Here is a 22,975-nt window from a genome sequence, read left to right on the forward strand (position 1 = left end):
TGAGCCTTCAGCGCAGGCTCTCGCGCTGGCCCTTCAGCGCTTTTCTCTGCGCTGCATACTTCTTGCGCGCCTCTTTTTCTGCTTTCTGTGCTAAGAACTGTGGAGCAGCAGGGCAGGTTGAAGCCAGCGGGCACACCTCACATTCGGGATTCCTAGCATGGCAGATATTGCGGCCAAAAAAGATGAGGCGATGCGATACATCAGCCCACCATTCCGGTGGAAATTCAGCAGTAACTTGCTTCTCAATCTCCACAGGGTCAGGGTTAGTTTTACGCCACTGCGTATGCCAGCGTAATCTACTCGTCACCCGCTTGACGTGAGTGTCCACAGGGAAACCAGGAAGGTGGAAAGCATCTCCCAGTACGACATTGGCAGTTTTGCGCCCTACTCCAGGTAGGGTGGTGAGCTCGTCCATTGTGTGAGGAACAACGCCATCAAAACGCTCAACAAGCGCTTGGGAAAGCTCAATAATATGGAGAGCTTTCATGTGGTAAAAGCCAACAGGGCGAATAATGTTTTCCACATCCCACAGTTGAGCTTGAGCCAGCGCTTGAGCATCAGGGTAACGATCAAAAAGCTCAGGAGTTACGCTGTTCACCCGCTCATCAGTTGTCTGCGCGCTCATCACGGTGGCGACGAGCAGTTCCCATTCATTGCGATGGTGCAGAGAGCATTGTGCCACAGGGTAGAGTTCGATGAGGCGAATATACTGCTCTCGCATCCTCTCATGACGTTGAGCCTTGGTCTCTCTCGCCATCTCTCCTCCTCGCTGAGCACTGCGCCGGACGGTCTCTCCACGCCGAGCCGCACGCACTAGCCTCACACGCTAACCGCAAGTTTTCCACAGCCGCACAATTTTCACAGTGCACTTCCGTCTTTAGTTTAAGCTAGTACCTATGAGCAAGAAGAGCACATTACCAGATTTTCAGTCTGACAATTCGCAGGCTGATAAACAGTGGACATCTGCACCACGCTCGCAGAACAGCTCTCGCGTCCTCGACGAGTTTCGACACAAGCGCGGGCCTTTGCGCGCGCTGATGTTCCTCGTCCTGCTGGTAATCTTTGGCCTTATTGCGACCCTCGCCGTCAGAAACGTCAATAAAGAAGAGGTTTTCGGCGGCATCCTTCCCGGAGTCGAAACCAACGGCCAAACCTTAAGCATCGGCATGCTCTCCCAGCCTCAGCACCTCGACCCGCGTACCGACCCTGCTGCTGCTCGCCTGCTCGTTTCCACTGTTTACCAAGGCCTGACCGCCCGCGATCAGAAGAACCGCGTGACGAACACGGGCCTCGCGAAAAGTTGGAAGGTGAGCTCGGACGGCTTGCACTACACTTTCACCTTGCGAACCGCTTATTTTGCGACGGGTACGCCGGTTACCAGCCAGTATGTGGTGAAGTCCTTCCAAGCTTTGAGTGAACAAAAGTTGGGTGGCGACCTTCTCGCTCACGTGTCGGCCATCACGAATACCGACGCGAAAACGGTGAAAATGGACCTTTCCCAGCCTGACCCTCTCCTACTCACCAAGCTTGCAGGGCCTTTAGGCATTGTTTATGAAGCCAGCGCTGGTTCTTCTTTCGACGGCGACCATCTGCCTGCCGGTTCTGGCCCGTATTCTTTCTCTACTCGCAACGGTGGCACCCTTCGCCTGTCGTCAAATCCGCAGTATAAGGCGGCTCGTACGAGTGCTCGGCCTGCTTTTGACGCTATTTCAGTGAAGTACTTCCCTTCCTCACATGAGCTGTTCGAAAGCTTTAGGAAGGGCTCGCTCGATGGTGCTATCGGCTTGGACGCTCAAGATTATCAGTCTGCTAAAGCCGACAAGGACCTTTCGTCCCGCCTTGTCACCGGGCCGAGTACGCAGCGCGCTGTGGTTGTATTCAATGCCAATGACAATTCGCTCAACTCCGATTTGCGCTACCGTTTGATCTACCGCATGGTGTTCAACCGCGACGAACTGCTCAAGGTCAGCGGCTCTTCTGGTTTTGTAAACGCGAGCCCACTCAACTCTTTGGAGTTGGGCTATAAGGATGCGCTCAAAGGCCAGGAGAATGACTTGGAGAAGGCGAAGCAGGATGTTCGCTACTTCGTTATGTATTACGGGTGGACTACTTTCACCATGGCGTTAAGCCCTGATTTCCCCCAGGCTGTTGCTGACAAGATGGTGGAGCAGACGGAAGCTATGGGCGACCATTTGAAGCTGGTGCGTTTGAATGCGCAGCAGTGGCATGATGAAGTGACGAATGCTCCGGAAGGCAAGATGAAGTACGATATGGCTGCCTTCTTGGATAGTGGTTTGTACACCTTCTCGAAGTTCACGCATGATACGTGGTGGCATTTCGACTCTGTGGAAGCAGATAAGGCGTATGAGGCTGCCAGCACGGCAAAAACGCAAAAAGAGTATGAGCAGCAGATTGATCAGGCTGCTCAGCACTTGCTGGCCAATCAGCCGTGGACGTGGCTCTACCAGATGAATAGCGTGAGCTTGTGGAAGAAGGGCTTCACTGGTATGCCAACTTCCATGCTGGATGAGTGGGTGGATTTGAGTAACGTCGCTACCACTGGCAGTAGCCCCAGCAGTAGCAGCAAGTAGCAAGCTGGGCACACCCGCTTCCTTGCGCTCGCCGCGCGCACGCCCCCCCGTACATCCCAGCGTTCTGGGCGCGAGCTCGCGCTAGCGCCACACGTCACAATGCCTTTATAGACTTAAACGCATGGATAAAAACGGTGTGATGCTTGCTGACCTCACCCCACTTCCTGACAAAGTGGGTGTTGAAGGCCTCGAAGATAAGTGGACCGAAAAATGGGCCGCTGAAAAAACTTATGCTTTCGATGGAAACCATCCTCGTGGCGAGGTGTACTCCATCGATACCCCACCGCCAACTGCTTCTGGCCATCTGCACGTCGGCCATGTGTTCTCCTACACACATACCGACGTGATCGCCCGCTATAAGCGCATGCGCGGTTACGACGTGTTCTACCCGATGGGCTTCGACGACAACGGCCTGCCAACCGAGCGTCGTGTTCAAAACTACTTTGGTGTGCGCGTCGACACATCTCTTCCTTACGACCCGAACTTTAAGCCACCTTTCCACGGCACTGAAGGCAAGAAGCTGGAAGCTCGCGATCAGGTTCCCTGCTCTCGGCGTAACTTCATCGAACTGTGCGAACAGCTCGCCACCTCCGATGAGGAACAATTCCGCGACTTGTGGACCAAGATTGGCCTGTCCGTAGATTGGGACCAGGTGTATCACACCATCGGTGAGCGTCCTCGCAAGGTCGCTCAGAAGGCCTTCCTGCGCAATCTCGCTCGTGGCGAGGTGTACCAGAAGGAAGCTCCTGGCTTGTGGGACGTCACTTTCCAGACGGCCGTTGCTCAGGCTGAGCTGGAAGCTCGCCCTTACCCGGGCAACTACCACAAGCTGGCCTTCCACAAGGCTGATGGTTCTGGTGACGTGTTCATTGAAACTACTCGTCCAGAATTGTTGGCTGCTTGCTGCGCTCTGATTGTCAATCCTGATGATGAGCGTTATAAGGACCTTCCTGGTACGAAGGTTCTCTCCCCTGTTTTCGGTGTGGAAGTTCCTGTTTACGCTCATCCTTCTGCTCAGCCTGATAAGGGCACGGGCGTGGTGATGTGCTGCACCTTTGGTGATACTACTGATGTTCAGTGGTGGCGTGAGCTTCACCTTCCTACTCGCTCTATCATCATGCGTAATGGTCGCATCAACCCAGAAACCCCTGAGTGGATCACTTCCGACAAGGGCCGCGAAGTGTACGCAACTTTGGCTGGTAAGACGACCTTCTCTGCTCGTAAGGCAATGGTGGAGGCTCTTCAGGAAACTGGCGAAATGATTGGCGAACCGGTGCCAACCATGCGCGAGACGAACTTCTATGAGAAGGGCGAAAAGCCTCTCGAGATTATCACTTCTCGTCAGTGGTACCTCTCCAATGGTGGTACGGACCTTGAGCTTCGTGACAAGCTGTTGGCTCGTGGCCGTGAGCTCGTTTTCCATCCTGATTTCATGCGTGCTCGCTATGAGAATTGGGTCAATGGTTTGAATTCTGATTGGCTCATTTCCCGCCAGCGCTTCTTCGGTGTTCCTTTCCCGCTGTGGTACCCAGTCAAGGACAACGGTGAAGTCGATTATGACCATCCGATCACTCCTGAAGAAAGTGAACTTCCTGTTGACCCAACCTCGGATACTCCTGCAGGTTTCACAGAGAGCCAGCGCGGCCAGGCGGGCGGCTTTGTAGGCGAATCTGATGTGATGGATACGTGGGCAACCTCGTCTCTGACTCCTCAGATCGTCACTCACTGGGATGAGAACGACGGCCTGTATGAAAAGACCTTCCCGATGGATCTGCGCCCTCAGGGTCAGGACATCATCCGCACCTGGCTGTTCTCCACCATCGTGCGCGCTCAGCTGGAGAATAACTGTCTGCCATGGGCTGATACTGCTCTTTCTGGTTGGATTCTTGACCCTGACCACAAGAAGATGAGTAAGTCCAAAGGCAACGTCGTTGTTCCAACTGAACCTATTGATGAGTATGGTGCTGATGCAGTGCGCTACTGGGCTGCTTCAGCTCGCCTGGGTATGGATGCCACATATGATGTCGGTCAGATGAAGATCGGCCGTCGCTTGGCAATCAAGCTGCTGAACGCTTCAAAGTTCGTTCTGGCCATTGGCCGCGAGGATGAGAACTTCCATGTGAGCGAACCTGCTCATGTGACGTGGGACCCTTCCAACATCACGAAGCCGCTCGACCGCGCTGTGATGGCTCGTTTGGGCCGCGTGGTGAAGCAAGCGACGAAGGACCTCGAGAATTACGAGCATTCGAAGGCTCTTGAGACCGTCGAGACTGCTTTCTGGAACTTCTGCGACAACTATATCGAGTTGGTGAAGAACCGCGCTTACGGCACGTCTACTTTGGGAAACCAAACCCCGAGTGAAGCCGATATTCTTTCTGCTCGTACCACTTTAGGTTTGACGATGGATTGCTTCGTTCGACTCTTCGCTCCATTCCTGCCCTTTGCAACAGAAGAAGTGTGGCATTGGATGCATGAGGGCGAAGGTTCTGTCCATCGCGCTTCTTGGCCTGAGGCGAGCTTCTACACGGGCATTGCTCTGGGTGTTGCTCCTGAGGTTTTGGACGAGGCTGGTAAGGCTTTGGCCGCTTTGCGTAAGCTCAAGTCCACCGCTAAGGTGTCGATGAAAACTCCTATTCTTGACGTCACCCTGGGTACCTTGCCTCAAACTGTTGAACAGGTGAAGGCCTCTTTGGATGACATTATGGAGGCTGGTCGCGTCACTGGTAATCTCAAGCTCAAGGCATTGAGCATTGAGGAGATTCGCACGAAGTTGCGCGAGCAAGTGGAGCAGGAGCTTGCTGCTAAGCCAAAGAAGGGTAAGAAGGCTGAGCAGGAGGCTCAGCAGGCTCTTGAAGCTGCGGCAAACATTGATGAGAACTCGAATGTTCCTCTGCTGGCTGAGAACTCCACCTTGGGTGAGGCTCCAGCTAAGAAGAAGTAACGCTCAAGATTGTCACGCTGCGTTTTCCCTGCCTGGAAAATGAAAAAGCCGGAGGTTTTTCCTCCGGCTTTTTCATTGTGTTAGCTGATCAGACGCTCATCGCACTGTCGCGACGCCACACAATGATAATCCCAAACATCAGCGCGGCAAGCAGAAGCGTATAGACTGCTGCGACAACGAGCATTTGCCAATCGCCTGTTGCTGGCATTGTAGCGATCACCGCGCTCTTTTGGTTGACCAGGGTAACGCTCGTTCCATCAACAGAGCACCCACCTGAGCCCTTCGAACCTTCAGGAGCAGTATTCACACAGGTGATCGTCACTTTTGGTGTCGCCTCCATGGTGAGATCATCTTCGTTATAGCCCACGCTAATATGCGCTTCCCATGTGGTGTTCTTGTAACCAGGCTGAGCTTTCGTTTCCTTGAGAACATACTCGCCCGCTGGTATATTCTTCCAGTCGTAATGATCGACATTCGTGTAGGTTTCCGTCTTCGTCACCGAAGAAGACGGAGCAGAAGAATATGTAGACGCATCGCCATCCCAGCCCTTGAGTGATTCAACGAGTTTAACCTCACTGGCAGCAACAGATTTGCCAAACTGATCGACCTTCTTGAAGGAGAAAGAGCCAAACAGTGTTTTCAGGCTAGAAGGAACTGATTGCACTGGCGAACGTCCATCCACAGTGAATGCTGCAGCATTCACTGATTGAATAGTTGGGTTGGCCTTTGCCAACAGTGCAGGATCATCTTCACCAATATTTTCAGGGATCTGGGTTGGCAAGATCAAACGCACGCGAGAGTAGGCTGGAACATCGCCGAAACTGACACGGAAACTAGTGATGCCATCCCAAGGAATAGTCGGATCATCCATCGTCGTATCCACTCGAGTGATGCTCGAGTCGGCACTGGACGCATCCCATGTCATTCCTGTTGCACGAGGGTCGGTGGTGTAGCGAATGTTCAGTTTCGACAAGTCGTAGTCGGTCGTCTTTCCCGTTTGGAAATTGTAGAGAACAGCAGTAACCTTTCCTGCCAATCTGACGGGGAATTGTGTACCTCGAGCTTGACCGTTCACCAGCATCACGTCGCCGACATTGGGAACAGTGTCGAACATTTGCAGATCTTTACGAACAACAGAGCTGCCATTGTTGTAGGACAGTGCCCAGTAAACCGTTCTTCCTGGAACGATCGTCATGCTCGTTTCACCCAAACCTTGAGAGGCGTGAGCAGCAGGATAGCTTCCGTACAAGCTCTTGATGAAGGAATCACCTTCTGCAGTCAACGTCGTGTACGAGCCCATGGAGAACACAATGTTCTTATTCGGGCCAAAGTGCATTGTGTCCTCAATGGTGTTGGAGTCGTCCTGAACAGGGGCGTTATCCGCTGTGAAGAAGGCTGGAACCTTATTCGCACCATTTCCCGAGAAGGACTGAGAGAAGTCTACCTTACCGTTGACTTCAATCCACATTGTGCCTGAAGGGTAGAGGGAGAATGCTTTTTTGGCTGCATCTTGGTTGATGTGGAAGATCAAAAAGTCCTGACCAGTACCCCTGTAGTTTTCCACTTTCTCCCAGCTGCTGACAAAGGTGCTATTCCATGTTCCTGGCAAACCATCGGCATTCTGGTTATGAGTTCCCGTCATCGTAAAACCAGGGGGGATTGGGGCGAGAACGCGGAGGTCTTTGTAATCCTTCTCTGGGTCGAGGAAGGCTCGCACTGCGTAAACGAGAAGAGGATCGCTGCCATCCTTCGTCAGATTAGAGTTAAAGGCCCATGCATTCAGCACGAGCTTTTCTGGGGCAGGGGCTAGCAGATGTGTTTCTGCTCTCGACCAGCCAAACAGAGTGGAGGTTTTATGTGTCGAGAAGTAGCCAGCAGACAAATCAGCATTATTGACAAAAGTGTTATTCGTTGTTGTCACTGAGTCATAGTTGATAGCAGAAGGGTCTTTCCATTGAGTTTGGAAAAGCGCGTTGATCTGTTCACCGTAGTTGAGCGCATAAGTCTTGGGGACAACAATTTGCGCAGAAACATAGGTTTTTGACGTGTCAAATGTCAGCGCATTACTCACCGTTTTATCTGCCGACCAAGTCAGCGGGTAGGTATCTTCATGGCCATCTTCAGTACGCGCAACGACAACGGTTTGCCCAGCATCAGCTAGTGTAGTGAGATTCGGCCACCAGTATTGTCCGCGCGGGCGAACATACAGCTGGTCGAGTCCAGTTATTTTGAAGCGAGAATCATTAGTAACAGCTTTGCCTTGCCCATCCGTGATGGAGCGGTCAGAAAGAACGATATTCGTTGCAGCGACATTCGACGTATTCGACCAGCGCACAGTCCACTGCAAAGGTATGTTCTTGTGTGCGGAGGTTTGAGTGAAATCGCTCGGAGCAAACTTTTCTGGGCCTGCCGACTTGATGAAACCGCCAACCACAACGGTCTGCGGCGAGCTAGCAATATTCGTCCGCTGAACTACCGTATCTGCAGGATTATTGGCGTAAGCGTCGATATATGCCTTATTGACAATCTGAGTGGATGGGTCTCCATCAGTTACGCCGGTCAAAGGCAGGTAGGGAAAAGTCAAGCCAATGGAATACTGTGGCAAAGAGCGATCCAAGCTATGCATTACAGCAATTTCGTTGTACTTGTCATTGCTCTCATCTGCACGGAAGCATGCTGTCGTACCATCTGGGGAAAGCTTCCACCCATCGGCCTGCGATTGGCGCGACAATTGCGCCGTGTGCTGCTGGCCATCAGCGCCTATGTAGGTAGGCAGAATATCGCAAATATCATATTTGCTCACTCGGCGAAGGTTACTGCCGTTAGTAATAGAGAAGTTGAAGATCACCGGAGCAAGATCATCGGGGCTAATATATTTCACCCCATCTACTGTTGTCGCGTACGTAGTTGCACCCTGTTGGGTTCGTGGCCCGTTGAGGCTCAGCTGCGGGGTAGGGTACGCATAGGTGACGGCCAGGGTATCTTTTCCTGCAGTTTGAGCTTGTTGGTCAGAAGAATACGACACTGAGATTGGCAGGCGATAGTCGAGGGGAACATCCGTTCCCCATGCCACGGAAACTGGAATTACCACACTGGACGTGGCATCATAGGTAGGCCAGGTGATGGTAAATGTCCAGTTGCCTTGAGCATCTTTCACAGGAGTGGAAATGGTATGCGGGCCACCCCATTGATCAGAGAAACCTGGGATGTTCGGCGCTTGAACGGAGTCGCCAGGCATGGTAACGGTGACGCGATAATTGGTCGGGTTTTTCTGACCTTGAGAATTGACACGAATATAGAACTTGAAACCTGTTTGAACAGATTGTTCGGAAACTTGCGTATGCGCGTCCAGCGACACACCGGATGCCACATAGTAATCAGGATCATCAGTGACAGCGTGCGCGAAGGAAGCAGAAGAGAAAGCCACCATGGCTGCCATAGCGAGCGCAATCAGCAGTGCAATGAGCTTGCGCATTCTGAATTGATGCTTGTTGCGTACAGGCATTAGCCTTTGTACCACGTTTCTCACCTTCTTCTGGCTCATTCACCCGTTGTACCCATTTGACGTTCAACAGTGTTCGCCCCTCTGTTGCGCGTGAGCTCTTCACACAGATGGTTCGCGTGCGCCCATTCTGTACCCTGTCAGCCTTATATCAGTGCGTGCAACACTGTTATCTCTCATCTTCCGGGCAGAGGACGGCATACTGTCACATCTCTCAACAGTATTCAGTCTATCACGCGCTCTACTCATTCTGCACAGCATGTATTTGTTTCTTTCATTCCGCGAGAAACAGGAAAAAGATGACAATAATTTGTGGCACTGTACTATGCCACAGTGATAATCTAAACGGCGCTTCTGAGAGAATTCAGAAAATATGAAAAGTTTTTGATAAAAGACGAATGCTGTTCTTTCCTTGGCTTCTTTTTCAAAACGCCAGAATTTATTCTTCTTGCCCAAAAAAAACAAAAGCACATTAGAATGACAGTGTGCGATGAACGATAGCCATCACACACTGTCTGTTCAATGGGGAGCGGATGCTTCGGGCTCGTGAGAGGGAACCCTCTTGCGAGCCCTTGCTTTTACCACATGTTCTCGCTGCACGATCGATGTTGTTGCTTTTCACGAGCACTCGCTTGCTATCACGCTCTCTTTTCTATCGCTCTGTTTTCTTAACAAAAAGGCCGCCCGAAGGCGGCCCGATGATTTTTTATCCTCAGGAACGCAGCTTGTCTGCGTTCACTCGCGGTGACAATCTTGAGCGATATTACTGCTTACCCAACTGCTGGTTAAGCTGAGCACCTTGAGCGCCCATGTTAGCCACAAGCTGAGCATAGAACTCGCGGTTTGTCGCCGTCTTCTTCAAACGAGGAACAAGCTGAGAGTAAGCCTGCTCAGCTTCCATACCACCGAAGAGACGACGCAGGCGGTACGTCACCGCCAGCTCATCGGCAGGAGTGATGAGCTCCTCACGGCGAGTGCCAGAAGCGTTGATATCCACTGCTGGGAACATACGCTTATCAGCCAGATCGCGCGAAAGGCGAAGCTCCATGTTGCCAGTGCCCTTGAACTCCTCGAAAATGACCTCATCCATCTTCGAACCAGTCTCCACCAAAGCGGAGGCAATAATCGTCAGAGAACCTCCATTTTCAATGTTGCGAGCTGCACCAAAGAATCGCTTCGGCGGGTAGAGAGCTTGAGCGTCCACACCACCCGAGAGAACACGGCCGGAGGCAGGCATAGCAATGTTGTATGCGCGAGCCAAGCGCGTCATGGAATCGAGGAGCACGACGACATCCTGGCCCAACTCGACCAAACGCTTAGCACGTTCAATTGCCAGTTCAGCAACTGTCGTGTGGTCAGAAGCTGGCTTATCGAAGGTAGAGCTGATCACCTCACCATGAACCGTACGCTGCATATCGGTCACTTCCTCCGGCCGTTCGTCGACGAGGACAACCATGATATGGCACTCCGGGTTATTTTCATGAATGGCGTTGGCGATGGACTGCAACGTGATCGTCTTACCAGCCTTTGGCGGGGAAACGATCAAACCGCGCTGACCCTTGCCAATAGGAGAAACAATGTCCATCATGCGGCCAATCAGCTTGTTCGAGCTCGTCTCCATCTTCAAACGCTGCTGCGGGTAAATTGGGGTGAGCTTGTTGAAGTCTGGCCTGTTCTGAGCCTCTTCCACACTCAAACCATTGATCTGAGTGATGGCCTGCAATGGCACGAACTTCTGACGAGAGTTGTGGTAGTCATTGCTCTGCGGGGAGCGAATAAGGCCACGAACGGCATCGCCCTTACGCAAGCCATACTTGCGAACATGACCCATGGAAACGTAGACATCGTTAGCACCCGGCAAATATCCCGATGTACGAATGAAGGCGTAGGAATCCATGAGGTCAACGATGCCGGCCACTTCGACCATTGCTGGTTCTTGTGGCTGCTCGGCTGCGTCCTGATAATCTCGAGCGTCCTGCTCTTCGTTGTTTTCCGTGCGCTCGTAACGCTGAGAAGAGGCGTTGTCATTGCGGTCAGTGCGGGTGCGGCGACGGTTGTTGTCGCGAGAGTCGCGCGTATCGTGACGATCAGCCTGGCGAGCGTTGCGACGGGCGAAGCGGGAGTTGCGGCGAGAATACTGGGTATCCTCCTCTTCTGAACTGTCGTCAGTGACGCGAACGGTGCGGATCACTGTCGCTTCGTCATTCTCCTCGTTGCGGTAGTCGCGACGGCGTGGACGGCGGTTGCCGTCTTCCTCCTCGTTATTGGCGTTCGAGGAGTTGTTCTGAGCGTTACCAGAACGGTCAGGCAAGGAAGCCAAAATGTCATCCAAGCTGTGGCGAGGTGCACCAGCAGAGCGAGTCACGCGGCCACCTTGGCGGCGAATGGATGGACGACCAGTTTCACGGCCTTGAGGAAGGGTGATGCCCAGGTCGAGGTTTTCAATGCCCTCTGCCTTGTCGTGGTGCAATTCGCCGAGGGACTCGTGCAGATCAGGCAGCTGGGAAGCGTTGCGATCCGCGCGATTTTGGCGCTCGTCACGCTCGTTGCGATCCGCGCGCTCAGTACGGGAGTTGCGCTCGTCATGCTCGGAACGCTCGCGCTCATTGCGAGAGTCGGTACCCCCGTCGTCGCGCAGGCGTGGACGGTGCTCGAAGCGGCCATTCTGCTGGCGGTAGATATGCGGTGGCTGGTGCTCCTCGCTACGCTCCGAGTTTTCTCCGCCTTGCTCTTCATGGTTATTCTTGTCGGAAGCGTGTGAAGAAGAACGACGAGCATCGTTGCTGGCGCTCTCCTGTGCTACACGCTGAATGCTGCGCTCGAGGTCATCGAGAAGATGAGTGCCGAAGGCGAGTTCTTCACGCTCTTTAGCTTCACGCGCATCGTTCTCACGTTCTTCGCGTTCGCGGGCCTCTTGGCGGGCTTGCAGCACAGCCTTGGTAGAACCTGGCTTGCGGCCGCGGCGAATTTCACCCACAGTCACGCCTGCTGGTGCTGGGCCGCCGCTGCGTGCGGCTTCCAAGGTTGCAACAAGTTGAGGCTTACGCATGGTTGAAACGCCACGAATGCCCATCTGACGAGCGACCTGCTTGAGGTCGGTGAGCTTCATATCTGCGAAATTCTGGGCTGCTGCCACAACACACCTTTCATGGACTTTTACCACGTGTATACACGGGTAGAGTCGTAATAAAAGAATTGGAAAGTTGAAAAGAGCCGAAACACTACAGCTCATATCACTGCTCTGAGTATATTCCAGCCTCTACCCTAACGGCAAGCAAAACGCCCGATGCTCAACAATTTCGCCATGAACCGCTTCAGATGAGTATGCGGCGGCACGGTGACACGGCGGCACAGCAGCATTAGCGGCCCGCGGCACGGTGCCCCCCCCACCGAAGAACCTCCGGGCAAACAAAACCGCGGTGCAAGCCGAAGCTTGCACCGCGGTTCAGGTTGTGAAGCAACTTCACAGCTGAAGCGTCATGAGTTTGTCATGAGTTCACCATGCATTCACACACGCGCATCAGCGGGCGCACACTCACTTGCGGTGAGCGCGGTAGAAGTTGATGAGAGCCTGAGTGGACTGGTCCTGAGCTGCCAGAGCCTTGTCATCCTTGGACAGAGCTGGAGCGATCTCGAGAGCGAGCTTCTTACCAAGCTCAACACCCCACTGATCGTAAGAATCCAAGCCCCAAACGGTGCCCTCGACGAAAGTGATCATCTCATAGAGGGAGATGAGCTCGCCCAGTGCAAATGGGGTAAGGGAGTCACCGAAGATGGAGGTAGTTGGACGGTTACCAGTGAACACGCGAGCTGCAGCAACAACTGGGTTCGTGGTGCCCTCAGCATGAACCTCATCGAGGGTCTTGCCGAATGCGAGAGCCTTGGTCTGAGCCAGGAAGTTGGAGAGGAAGAGCTCCTGAACATCCTGGTCGCCATCCTTGGTTGGATAAGCGGTGTTAGCGAAGGCCAGGAAGTCAGCTGGGATCAGGTGGGTGCCCTGGTGGATCAGCTGATAGAAGGAGTGCTGGCCGTTGGTTCCTGGCTCACCCCAGAAGATCTCACCGGTCTTAGAGGTAACTGGGGTACCATCCCAGCGAACACCTTTACCGTTGGACTCCATGGTCAGCTGCTGCAAGTATGCAGGGAAGCGATGCAGGTACTGGTTGTAAGGCAGCACTGCGTGAGCTTCAGCGTTGAAGAAGTCGGTGTACCACACGTTCATCAAGCCCATGAGAGCCACGACGTTCTTCTCCACTGGAGTGTTACGGAAGTACTCATCCATAGCATGGAAGCCCTCGAGGAACTGCTCGAAGCGCTGTGGGCCGAGGACGATGGCGAGGATGGTACCGACGGCAGAATCCACGGAGTAACGGCCACCAACCCAGTTCCAGAAGCCGAAAGTATTCTTCTCGTCGATGCCGAACTCGCGCACGCGCTCGAGGTTGGTGGAAACGGCGATGAAGTGAGCGGCAACGGCCTTCTTCTTGGACTCATCAGAGCCGTCGATGGCGCCGTTCTTCTCGAGGGTGTCGAGCAACCAGCGACGTGCGTCACGAGCGTTAGTCAGGGTCTCGAGAGTGCCGAACGTCTTAGAAACGATGACGAAGAGAGTGGTCTCTGGGTCGAGGTCCTTCACCTTCTCAGCCTGATCCTGTGGATCAATGTTGGAGATGAAGCGAGCAGTGAAGCCAGCGTCTGCGTATGGCTTCAGTGCTTCGTAAACCATGACTGGGCCCAGATCAGAGCCACCGATGCCGATGTTGACGACGGTGGTAATCTTCTTGCCGGTCACGCCAGTGTGCTCGCCGGAGCGAACCTTGTTGGCAAAAGCGTAAATGCGGTTGAGAACTTCGTGAACGTCAGCAACAGTGTCCTGGCCGTCGACGATGAGCTTGCCTTCGTCGGAAGCTGGACGGCGCAGTGCGGTGTGCAGAACAGCGCGATCCTCAGTGTTGTTGATGTGCTCACCAGAGAACATAGCCTCGGTGCGCTCTTGCAGCTTGACAGCCTTAGCAAGGTCAGCGAAGAGAGCAAGAGTTTCTGGCTTGATCAGGTTCTTGGAGAGGTCGAAATGCAGATCGCCAGCTTCGAAGGAGAGCTTAGCGGTACGCTCTGGGTCCTGCTCGAACCACTGGCGCAGGTTGATGCCTTCGGACTGCAGATCGTCATAGTGCTTCTGCAGTGCCTGCCAAGCGTCGGTCTTCGTAGCATCGACTGGTGGATTGATGGCCATTATTGTCCTTTCCGCGCCAAAGCCCAACAAGAGCGGGCGCAAAACAGCCTCATTGCATCCGTAACGCTGTCAATTTAGCAACGATTGCAGACACTGACGCATACCGGTTGCTGAGGGCTCATTTTTGAGTACTGATAATCTTGAGAAACTCTTTATTTTCCAAGATTTTCAGGAAGCTTTACTCTTACCCACAAGCTTTCGCCATCGGTTGCAAAAAGGCCTCACGCGAGCCTCATGAGCTTGAGCAGAGGGCGCCGGACGACACGGTCCAACAGCAAAATCGCCACAATATAGAGCGCGGACAGCAGAGTGCCTAACACAATGAATGCTAACACTACCACCGGTTTATACGTCATCATACCCGGAAGCGAGTGCGAGAAAAGCAGCGAGCCACTCGGCAGAGGAAGCGCGCGATTCGTTGAGCCTGGAGCGATGCCCAAAACGGCGCACAGAAGCGGGCGGATCCAGCTTTCCCACACGGGGTTGAAAAGCGACTGGAAAATGTAGAAGCCCAAAATGCCAGAAGCGGCACTGATAATGACGCGGTTCCAACGGGCTTTTACCGACGCCTCAGCCCAGGAAAGCCCGGACTCATCGACGACAGGCCTCAACTCGCGCTGCTCGCGGTGGCGGTCGCGCAGGTTCATGGCTTGCATCAGGCAGCCGACGGCCAACAGGAAGGAGAGCACCGACGTGGACTTGTAGGTCAGCGCGCCGATCACTGCCCTATCGCCAGGAAGCGCGAGGCCTGCCATGAAGATGACAGTGACGAAGAGAATGCCGATGAAGAAGATGCCGGAGACGTGACGGAAGGAGCGCCACGAGTCAGCAATGACGCCGGAGACGAGGAAGGCGACGACGTAGGTTGCGCCGGAGAGCAGCTTGCGCCAGTCGAAAACCCAGCTTGATTGGGCGACTTGGTCAAAGAAGACAACGTAAAGGTTCAAGCCCATAACGGTGACGAACAAGATTGCCACCACGTTGGCCCAGGTTTCGATGCGTACGGCCAGCCATGCGAAAACCGGGGCGAAGGCGACGATGATGGCGTACAACCAAATAAATTCCAAGCCCATGGTGAAGCGGCCCACCACGCCGGTGGAAAAGTAATCCATGGGGAGCACGAGGGAGAGCAGCCAGCACAGTGCGCCGATGATGGCCACCGAGGCGACGATGACAGCGATGCGGCGCAAGGTTTTGCGCGTCTGGCGTTTCCAGTAGCCGGGAGTACGGCTGTCCTTTTCAAGGCTCGGCATAATGAAGAAACCCGAGATCATGAAGAAGACGTTGTTGCCGAACGAACCAAGCAGGGCGATGAGGGCGAGCAGGAAGAGGGCAGTGAATGATGTTGTCATGCCGCTGACGCCAATGCCTACGCCGTCGTCCATGTTGTGGAAGAGTGCGTTGATCCATGGCAAAAAGGTATGGAATACAGCAATTCCCAAGATTGACACAATACGGAGAACTTCCACTTCGATATCGCGTCTCTTGACTGAAGCCATGGTCACCTCCTCGCTGATCACTGCGTGAAGCTGTGCTTCTGCCGGCTGCCGAGGGGCTCGTTTCTCAGCGAGCGCCACTGGGCTATCGTCAGGCTTGCTTCTGCGTTGTCACCTGTATGTAAAGCTAAGTGCTTCATCTGAAAGCTGCTCGGCGGTTATCTGAGTGTTTTCTGAGAATTTACAGGTAGCCGGGTAGGGAGCGGCGGCGCGCAGGGCGGCGCGCGGACAGGGCCTTGCATTGAGAGGCTGTTATGTTATACACTTCTTCATTGTTCGTGGTGTCACTGTTTCAGCAACACCGCCTGCCGCTTTAGCTCAGTCGGTAGAGCGTCTCCCTCGTAATGAGAAGGTCGACAGTTCGATTCTGTCAAGCGGCTCTGAGGCCTTGAGTTTTTCTCGAGGCTTTTTGTTTACCTAGGGTCAGTCCCCAGCTGGGGTAGGCCTCAGAGGAGTTAACCCCGCAGGCCTGAGCCTCGCTAGGGTTATCCTCTATTGCGCGAGTGGCGAAATTGGTAGACGCGCAGGATTTAGGTTCCTGTGACTTCGGTCGTGTGGGTTCAAGTCCCATCTTGCGCACGCAGCACACATCACCTTCCCAGCAGGTGATGGGCAATCTGCTTCATCGCATAGGTCACCGGCTTGAGTACCACACTGAACTGGCCCGTCATTTCCGCCACATAGCCTTGGAAACCTTGCTTGAACTCGAGCACACCATGGCCTTGCGAATTCGGATCATTAAAAACGCCATCAATTCCGTAGAAGTTATATGACATGAGCCCGCGCTTGAGCGATTCTGTCATCACCCAATGCTGCAAAGCTGTCGGACCATAGAACTTCGCATACTTTTCATCCGAGCCGGAGAACAAGTAGAAAGCTTGACGAGGGTGCCACACAAACATGGCTGCGGAAATATCAACCGTCGTCCCATCCTGCTCGATGTACTCGTGAGCGCGGGCGATGCGGTTTTCGCAGGCAGTGAGCGTTTTCTGAGCAGTGGCAATCTTTTTGTGTACTGACTCAGGGTAGCGAGAGGTTGCCAGCAAGGCTTGCAAACGCGCGATTTCCGCCTCAGCCTTCTGCTTTTTGGCCTCCCACTGCTCGAGGTAATACTTCAGGTCAAGTGTGGCGAGCATAAACTGCGCCTTATCGCCAAGGTTGTCGTACAAGGCTTGGAAGTACTCGAGCGGGCGGTTGTCAAAACCTTGCTTTTCGCTGGCTAGCTCGCACAGATGATGGAAGATTGGCAATTCGTCGCGGCCAATTGCACGCACTGTTACACCCGATTTTGCAGCGATTTTGACGTTACGACGAGTGTTTTTGGAATAGCTGGCAAGCAGGGCTTTCTCATCAGCGATAGTGCTGAGGTCCTTGAGGTAGCGCCACCGCGGAATGGTCGTGTAACCCACGGTAAAGCCAGAATGCTTGAAGCCTAGCTTCTCCAGAGTGGCAATCTCAGGCTCGCGAGCGAAAGCGACAGGAGAAATGGCAGGGCGAGAAGAGCCGTCACCAGCGTCGTGGCTGGCCGCCGGCACGTCGTCACCAGCGTCGTGGCCGGCCGCCGAGAAGCCGTCACCCATCAGGCTGCCGTCGGAATTGCGCAGGTTATAGATAGTTTCGGGAATGATCTCGAGCTGGGAAGCGCCATTTTTGCGAGCGCGCTGTTGAAGCTGAGTGAAGAAGAAAGTGACAAGTTCTTCGTCGTGATAATCCAGAAGAGGACCGTTATGCACGACACTGAAAGTGGAAAGGCGAGAGTGGTAGGTTTCCAAAACGCAAGCAGCGACTACCGTTCCCTCCCTCTTGACGGCGAGGATTTCAACCTGCGTACCTTGAGATCTCCTCATCGCGGCCATCTGGCTTGTCTGTTGGAAATTGCCCTGAGGCAAGCTCGCGCTGAAAGAATCCAAATCTTGAGGCGAGATTTCTGTAAACTGCAGTGAACTCATCAATACTCCGTAGGTAGATCGGTAGGTAGCGGTCGCAAACACCTCATTATAACGAGCGGAAACCCGCCACACAGGCACGCCCTGCAGCACGAGTGCCTTTCACCCTGCGCGCAATTCACACAATTTTCACCGCATATTCAAGGTCGAGCAGGTGTGTCATCGCCCATATTTTCTAAGCTATTCAGGTCATACACGTACCGAGTGAGACGCTACTTCCGACCCCACACCGAGCCAGCGAGCAAGCTACTCCCACTCACCACCACCTGCTCGGAGTACTATGAACATGCTCTTGCAGCCTATAGCGCTGCTTTCCGCCATCGCAGTTGGATACTGGTTGAAGCATACCGGCCGCGTTCCTGCCAACAGTTACAAGGCCTTGCAAAAAGTGATCTTCGATTTCACTCTTCCTGCAGCCATCATCTACTCGTTCACCATTCGCCACCCGGAGAAGAACATGCTGCTCATCTCTGTGTTCGGCTTTATTTGCGCTGTTCTGCCGCTACCTGTTCTCTTCCTGGCAACGCGCAAGAGGCCGGTGAATGAGCGCTTCTTCTTGATGCTCAACGGCTCGGGCATGAATGTGGGCAACTTCACTTTCCCTGTGGTGCAAGCCTTGTGGGGCACTTCCGGAATGCTCACTTCGGTGATGTACGACATCGGCAACTGCCTGGTGGTGGCCGCAACCTCGAATTCCGTGGCCTCCATGCTGCTCAAAATCCGCCCGGACAAGCCTTTGAGCGAGTCGACCTATCGCGATGAAAACGGCACGCTCCACGTTCGCGTCTCCTCCAAGGACCCGGATGCTCGTCGTCTCGAAAGGCGTGCGAACATTCGCGCTATGCTTCTGAGCTATTGGCGTTCTTTGAGTTTCGTCGTTTACATCATCTTGGTCATCATGCTGCTCGCGGGTGTGCGCGTACCTCAGCCGGTAGGCACGTTCTTGAAGCCAATCGCCGACGGCAATTCGCTATGCTCCATGGTGATGATCGGCCTGATGATGGAACTGCCAACGAACGCTGAGCAGGTCAAGCTCGTGCTTCAAGCCTTCTCCTGGCGTATGCTTTTCGCCATCATCTGCTTCTCGGCCGCTTGGTTCTTGCTGCCTTTCGACCCGGTGACGCGCAAGATCGTGGCCGTCACCACCCTCTCCCCTGCCTCGATTTTCGGCACGTACTTCACTGATCGCATGTTAGGTGACGCTAAACTCGCTGGTTTCCAGTTGACGTTGACGAGTTTCTTCTCGCTCATCGTCATGACGGTGATCTACTTCGTGCTTTAAAGTATTTCTCAAGATTTTCACCGCGCAACATCACCCGCGCAACAAATTGCCCGCCTGTGGTTACCACAGGCGGGCTGTTGTTTTCGTGCTGATAATCTCAAGAAATACTGAGTTCAGAAAAGCAAAGAAGTGACGTCGGCAGCAAGCTTGCGCATCGCCTTGCCACGGTGAGAAATGGCGTCCTTCTGCTGCTCGCTCATCTGAGCAAAAGTGAGCGGGCGAGTTGGGTCTTCTTGCTCGTCAGGCAGGAACACAGGATCATAGCCAAAACCTGCATCACCCCGCTCTTCGCGCAGAATTCTTCCCGGGCACTCGCCCGTCTGAACAACCTCACGCGAGCCGCTGTCACCAGGAATAACGAGAGCGGCAGCACACATGAATCGGGCTGTTCGCTTATCATCCGGAATATCCGAAATTTGAGCGAGAAGCAGAGCTTTGTTCGCGGCGGAATCACCATGCTTGCCTGCCCATCGAGCCGAGAGAATGCCAGGAGCTTGGCCCATCACGTCAACAATGAGGCCAGAGTCGTCAGCAATGGCAGGGCTTCCCGACTTTTCGGCCACAAAGCGAGCCTTCAGCAATGCGTTTTCGCTGAAAGTGACACCTGTTTCCACAGGGTCGGGCAGGCCGAGCTCGCCAGCGGTGGTCAGTTCCACATCGTCAAAAGCTTCGCCGATGCTCTCGCGCAGAATGGCGCGCAGCTCAGGAACTTTACCGGGGTTGTGCGTTGCTAAAACGATTCGCATAGGAAACCTTTCTGTACTTCAGGCACTTACGCGCACTTGGACGCGCTTTCGCTTATTGGTCGCGCTGGGGGCGCCGACGCTTATTACTGCTGTTCCAGCGCCTCGCGCTGCAACTTTTGCAAGTCAGCATTGCCCTTGGCAGCAAGGTCAAGCAAAGTGTTCAACTGGTCACGGTCAAACGGGCCATGCTCAGCAGTGCCCTGAATTTCAATGAACTTGCCTTCGCCGGTCATCACCACATTCATATCGGTGCCTGCAGTGGAATCCTCCGGGTAGGGAAGGTCAAGCATAGGAACGCCTTGAATCACACCGACGGAAATTGCGGAAACCTGATCGCGCAAAACTGTGGCGTTGCGTGCAATCAGGCCCTTTTCGCGAGCCCATTCAACAGCATCGACGAGGGCAACATACGCTCCGGTGATGGAAGCGGTGCGAGTGCCGCCATCGGCTTGGAGAACGTCGCAATCGATGAGAATCTGGTTTTCACCCATCGCAGCGAAGTCCACAACTCCGCGCAGGGAGCGGCCGATCAGCCTGCTAATCTCCTCGGACCTTCCGGCAACATGGCCACGCACCGAGTCGCGCTGCGTGCGCTGGGATGTGGCGCGAGGAACCATAGCGTATTCGGCGGTAACCCAACCCAAGCCAGAATCGTGACGCCAGCGAGGAACACCTTCCACCCAGCTGGCAGTGCACAGAACACGAGTATTTCCAGCTTCAATCAGCACGGAACCTTCGGGAGCGCTCGTCCAGTGGCGGGTAATTTTCACCGGGCGGATCTCATCGACGTGGCGGCCGTCATAGCGAGCCACCTCTCCATTGACCGTGCGAACAAGCTGAATATCCATGTTTCACTCCCATCGTTAGAGACCGCTCTCAGACTATCGCTACGCATTGATTGGGCGCAGGTGCGAGCACACGGCTGTCCAAGCCTCGACAATTGCTCACTCTTTGTCCAGCGCGAGCCGTGCAGGCGAGCAAAATGCACCCGCACGCCAGCTCAGCCGCTAGAGTGAAAGCATGAATTTCCTCAAGAGACTCCTTCTCGCAGCCATTCGCATCGGCATCGGCGTTCTCGCCCTCGCCGCCACGTACAGCGCCTGGAGCGGACAGACGCCTACTCGCCTGCTGTATTTCACCACGGAATCGAATATTGGCATTGGTGTCGTGTTTATCTGGGCTGGTTTGGCCGCGCTCTTGAAGGGCGTCGAACCTCCTGCTTGGCTTAAAGGTGCGCTCACGCTCTACATTCTCATCACTGGAATCGTGGGGACTTTCATCCTGCCGGTTCCTAACCTCGCCACAGAACCGGTTATTTTTGGCGTTCTAGCCCGCACTTTCGTCGTCCACCGGGTCGTTCCGCTACTCGCTCTGGCCGATTTCGTGCTTTTCGACGTGCATCGCCGCTACAAGTGGCATTACGCCTTCTCCTGGCTTTCCTGGCCGCTGTTCTTCCTGCTTCTCATCCTCGCGCACGCTCACTTCATGCCTGCTCAAGGCATTTCCGGCTTGCCAGACGATAGGAACCCGTGGCCATATGGCTTCATGAACCTTGCGAAGCTCGGCGTCGCGCAGTTTAGCGTCAACATGGTGTTGCTGCTGGTCGCCTTTGTGGTGGTGGGTGGAATCTTACTGGCCGTCGACCGCCTCCTGCCCGCTAAGCCGTTGCTTTTGGCTACCAAGGCGTGAGATTATCAGTTCGCTGCATCACTCGCGCTGATAATCTCAAGAAACTTTTGCCCGTGCGTTACCCTAGAATGGCAAGTAGCCGCGGGCTTTTACATACCTGCCCGGGCCTCGAAAGGATGCCTCATGAATACTTTTGAAGCGGCAACTGCTACCCCAGCTTTGATGACGGATATGTACGAGTACACCATGCTCGAGGCGGCGTTGAAGGATGGAACAGCGCAACGCCAAAGTGTTTTTGAGGTGTATTCCCGCCATCTTCCGGGAGATCGTCGTTATGGAGTCGTGGCTGGTTTAGGTCGTTTGCTTCCTCTCATCGAGAATTTCCGCCCAAATGAGGCTCAGCTCAAGTTCTTGCGCGACCGTCACGTCATTTCCGCCGATACGCAAAAATGGTTGGAAAACTACACATTCCACGGCACTATCCGCGCTTACCGTGAGGGCGAGGTGTACTTCCCGAATTCGCCGATTTTGCAGGTGGAAACCACTTTTGGCGAAGGCACGCTGCTGGAAACCTTGATTTTGTCGGTACTCAACTATGATTCCGCGGTCGCCACCGCCGCTTCGCGTATTGTCACGGCCGCTCAGGGCCGCCCGTGCATGGATATGGGCGGACGCAGGGCTAACGAGTATTCCGCGATCGCGGCTGCTCGCGCTTCCATCGTGGGTGGATTTGCGGGTACTGCTAATCTTGCGGCAGCTATGGCCTATGATTTGCCAGCAATTGGAACGGCTGCGCACAGCTTTACCCTCGTGCACGATAACGAGGAGCAGGCTTTCCGCTCTCAGGTGGACGCTTTGGGCACGTCGACGACTTTGCTGACCGACACTTACAACGTCGAAGAGGCTATTACTCGCGCGGTTGAGGTTGCCGGCACCGACTTGGGCGGTATTCGCATCGACTCTGGTGACCTCGCGTCGATGGCGCAGCAGGCTCGCTCTCAGCTGGACGCTTTGGGCGCAACGCACACCAAGATCACCGTGACGAACGACTTGGACGAGTACTCCCTGCTCAATTTGCGTGACGCTCCGGTCGATTCGTATGGTGTGGGCACTCGTTTGGTGACGGGCTCTGGCCATCCGACTTCTGAAATGGTGTACAAGCTCGTCGAGCGTGAGAGTGCGGATGGGCGTATGCAAGGCGTGGCCAAGCATGCGGCTCATAAGGCTTCGGATGCTTGGCGTAAGGGCGCATGGAGGTCGTACCGCTACAACGTTGCTGACGCGGAGTATGTGGTGGCCGGCAGTCAGCGCGATGTTGAGGCCTGGGGCAAGCAGCATGAGGGTGAGGATATGCGCCCACTACTCATCACGGCTATTGACCATGGTGATGTGGACAGCTCGCTGGCCACTCCTCAGGCTTTGTTGGCGGCTCGAGATTATCACCGCCAGCAACTCGAGGCTTTGCCTATTGTCTCCCGTTCGTTTAAGGCTGGCGATCCCGCCATCCCTACGCTTGTGGAGCATGTTGACCCAGAGGGCGGGCAAGCCGAGAGCTGAATTTAAGCTGCGCCCGCCCGCGCATACCCGCGACGCGCGCGTTCATACCCGC

General features: G+C 54.4%; 13 protein-coding genes and 2 tRNA genes. 7 read left to right on the plus strand and 8 right to left on the minus strand.

Annotated elements, in window-relative coordinates; translation table 11 throughout:
• Nucleotides 1-7: 7 nt before the first annotated feature.
• Nucleotides 8-757, minus strand: coding sequence for an endonuclease III (gene nth / locus AEAE_RS00240; protein ID WP_094689178.1), 750 nt, complete (start codon nt 755-757; stop codon nt 8-10).
• Nucleotides 758-896: 139 nt separating this feature from the next.
• Between nth and AEAE_RS00245 the strand changes: the two genes are divergently transcribed.
• A complete protein-coding gene (locus AEAE_RS00245; protein WP_094689179.1) occupies nt 897-2,591 on the plus strand; it encodes an ABC transporter substrate-binding protein in 1,695 nt (564 codons plus the stop codon).
• A gap of 121 nt (nt 2,592-2,712) precedes the next feature.
• Nucleotides 2,713-5,532 (plus strand): valine--tRNA ligase, encoded by a 2,820-nt coding sequence (gene valS / locus AEAE_RS00250; protein WP_094689180.1) that lies wholly within the window; start codon nt 2,713-2,715, stop codon nt 5,530-5,532.
• 88 nt (nt 5,533-5,620) lie between these two features.
• Here the strand turns inward: valS and AEAE_RS00255 are convergent, their stop codons facing one another.
• From AEAE_RS00255 to AEAE_RS00270, 4 genes are all read right to left on the minus strand, one after another.
• Nucleotides 5,621-9,007: a SpaA isopeptide-forming pilin-related protein gene (locus tag AEAE_RS00255; RefSeq protein WP_148139925.1), complete on the minus strand. Its 3,387-nt coding sequence runs from the start codon at nt 9,005-9,007 to the stop codon at nt 5,621-5,623.
• A 790-nt stretch (nt 9,008-9,797) separates the two neighbouring features.
• On the minus strand, nt 9,798-12,170 hold the full coding sequence (gene rho / locus AEAE_RS00260; protein ID WP_244569562.1) for a transcription termination factor Rho: 2,373 nt from the start codon (nt 12,168-12,170) through the stop codon (nt 9,798-9,800).
• A gap of 399 nt (nt 12,171-12,569) precedes the next feature.
• Nucleotides 12,570-14,267, minus strand: coding sequence for a glucose-6-phosphate isomerase (pgi, locus tag AEAE_RS00265; protein ID WP_094689183.1), 1,698 nt, complete (start codon nt 14,265-14,267; stop codon nt 12,570-12,572).
• 221 nt (nt 14,268-14,488) lie between these two features.
• Entirely contained in the window at nt 14,489-15,766 is a 1,278-nt protein-coding gene (locus AEAE_RS00270; protein ID WP_094689184.1) for an acyltransferase family protein, read from the minus strand.
• A 304-nt stretch (nt 15,767-16,070) separates the two neighbouring features.
• Here AEAE_RS00270 and AEAE_RS00275 point away from each other — a divergent pair.
• Both AEAE_RS00275 and AEAE_RS00280 read left to right on the plus strand, forming a co-directional pair.
• Nucleotides 16,071-16,143: transfer RNA gene (locus tag AEAE_RS00275), tRNA-Thr, on the plus strand.
• A gap of 117 nt (nt 16,144-16,260) precedes the next feature.
• Nucleotides 16,261-16,342: transfer RNA gene (locus tag AEAE_RS00280), tRNA-Leu, on the plus strand.
• 11 nt (nt 16,343-16,353) lie between these two features.
• Here AEAE_RS00280 and AEAE_RS00285 read toward each other — a convergent pair.
• A complete protein-coding gene (locus AEAE_RS00285) occupies nt 16,354-17,712 on the minus strand; it encodes an aminoacyltransferase (protein WP_094689185.1) in 1,359 nt (452 codons plus the stop codon).
• A gap of 277 nt (nt 17,713-17,989) precedes the next feature.
• Here AEAE_RS00285 and AEAE_RS00290 point away from each other — a divergent pair, with 277 nt between their 5' ends.
• A complete protein-coding gene (locus AEAE_RS00290) occupies nt 17,990-18,991 on the plus strand; it encodes an AEC family transporter (RefSeq protein WP_094689186.1) in 1,002 nt (333 codons plus the stop codon).
• 113 nt (nt 18,992-19,104) lie between these two features.
• Here the strand turns inward: AEAE_RS00290 and rdgB are convergent, their stop codons facing one another.
• Both rdgB and rph read right to left on the minus strand, forming a co-directional pair.
• Complete coding sequence (gene rdgB, locus AEAE_RS00295) at nt 19,105-19,737, minus strand: RdgB/HAM1 family non-canonical purine NTP pyrophosphatase (protein WP_094689187.1); 633 nt, start codon at nt 19,735-19,737, stop codon at nt 19,105-19,107.
• Between the two features lie 83 nt (nt 19,738-19,820).
• Nucleotides 19,821-20,585: a ribonuclease PH gene (gene rph / locus AEAE_RS00300; RefSeq protein ID WP_094689188.1), complete on the minus strand. Its 765-nt coding sequence runs from the start codon at nt 20,583-20,585 to the stop codon at nt 19,821-19,823.
• A 172-nt stretch (nt 20,586-20,757) separates the two neighbouring features.
• Between rph and AEAE_RS00305 the strand changes: the two genes are divergently transcribed.
• Both AEAE_RS00305 and AEAE_RS00310 read left to right on the plus strand, forming a co-directional pair.
• Nucleotides 20,758-21,426 (plus strand): Pr6Pr family membrane protein, encoded by a 669-nt coding sequence (locus tag AEAE_RS00305; RefSeq protein ID WP_094689189.1) that lies wholly within the window; start codon nt 20,758-20,760, stop codon nt 21,424-21,426.
• Between the two features lie 123 nt (nt 21,427-21,549).
• Nucleotides 21,550-22,923, plus strand: a complete 1,374-nt coding sequence (locus tag AEAE_RS00310) for a nicotinate phosphoribosyltransferase (protein ID WP_094689190.1) — start codon at nt 21,550-21,552, stop codon at nt 22,921-22,923.
• The last annotated feature ends 52 nt before the right edge of the window (nt 22,924-22,975 follow it).

Source organism: Aeriscardovia aeriphila (assembly GCF_002259595.1).
GTDB classification, from domain to species: domain Bacteria; phylum Actinomycetota; class Actinomycetes; order Actinomycetales; family Bifidobacteriaceae; genus Aeriscardovia; species Aeriscardovia aeriphila.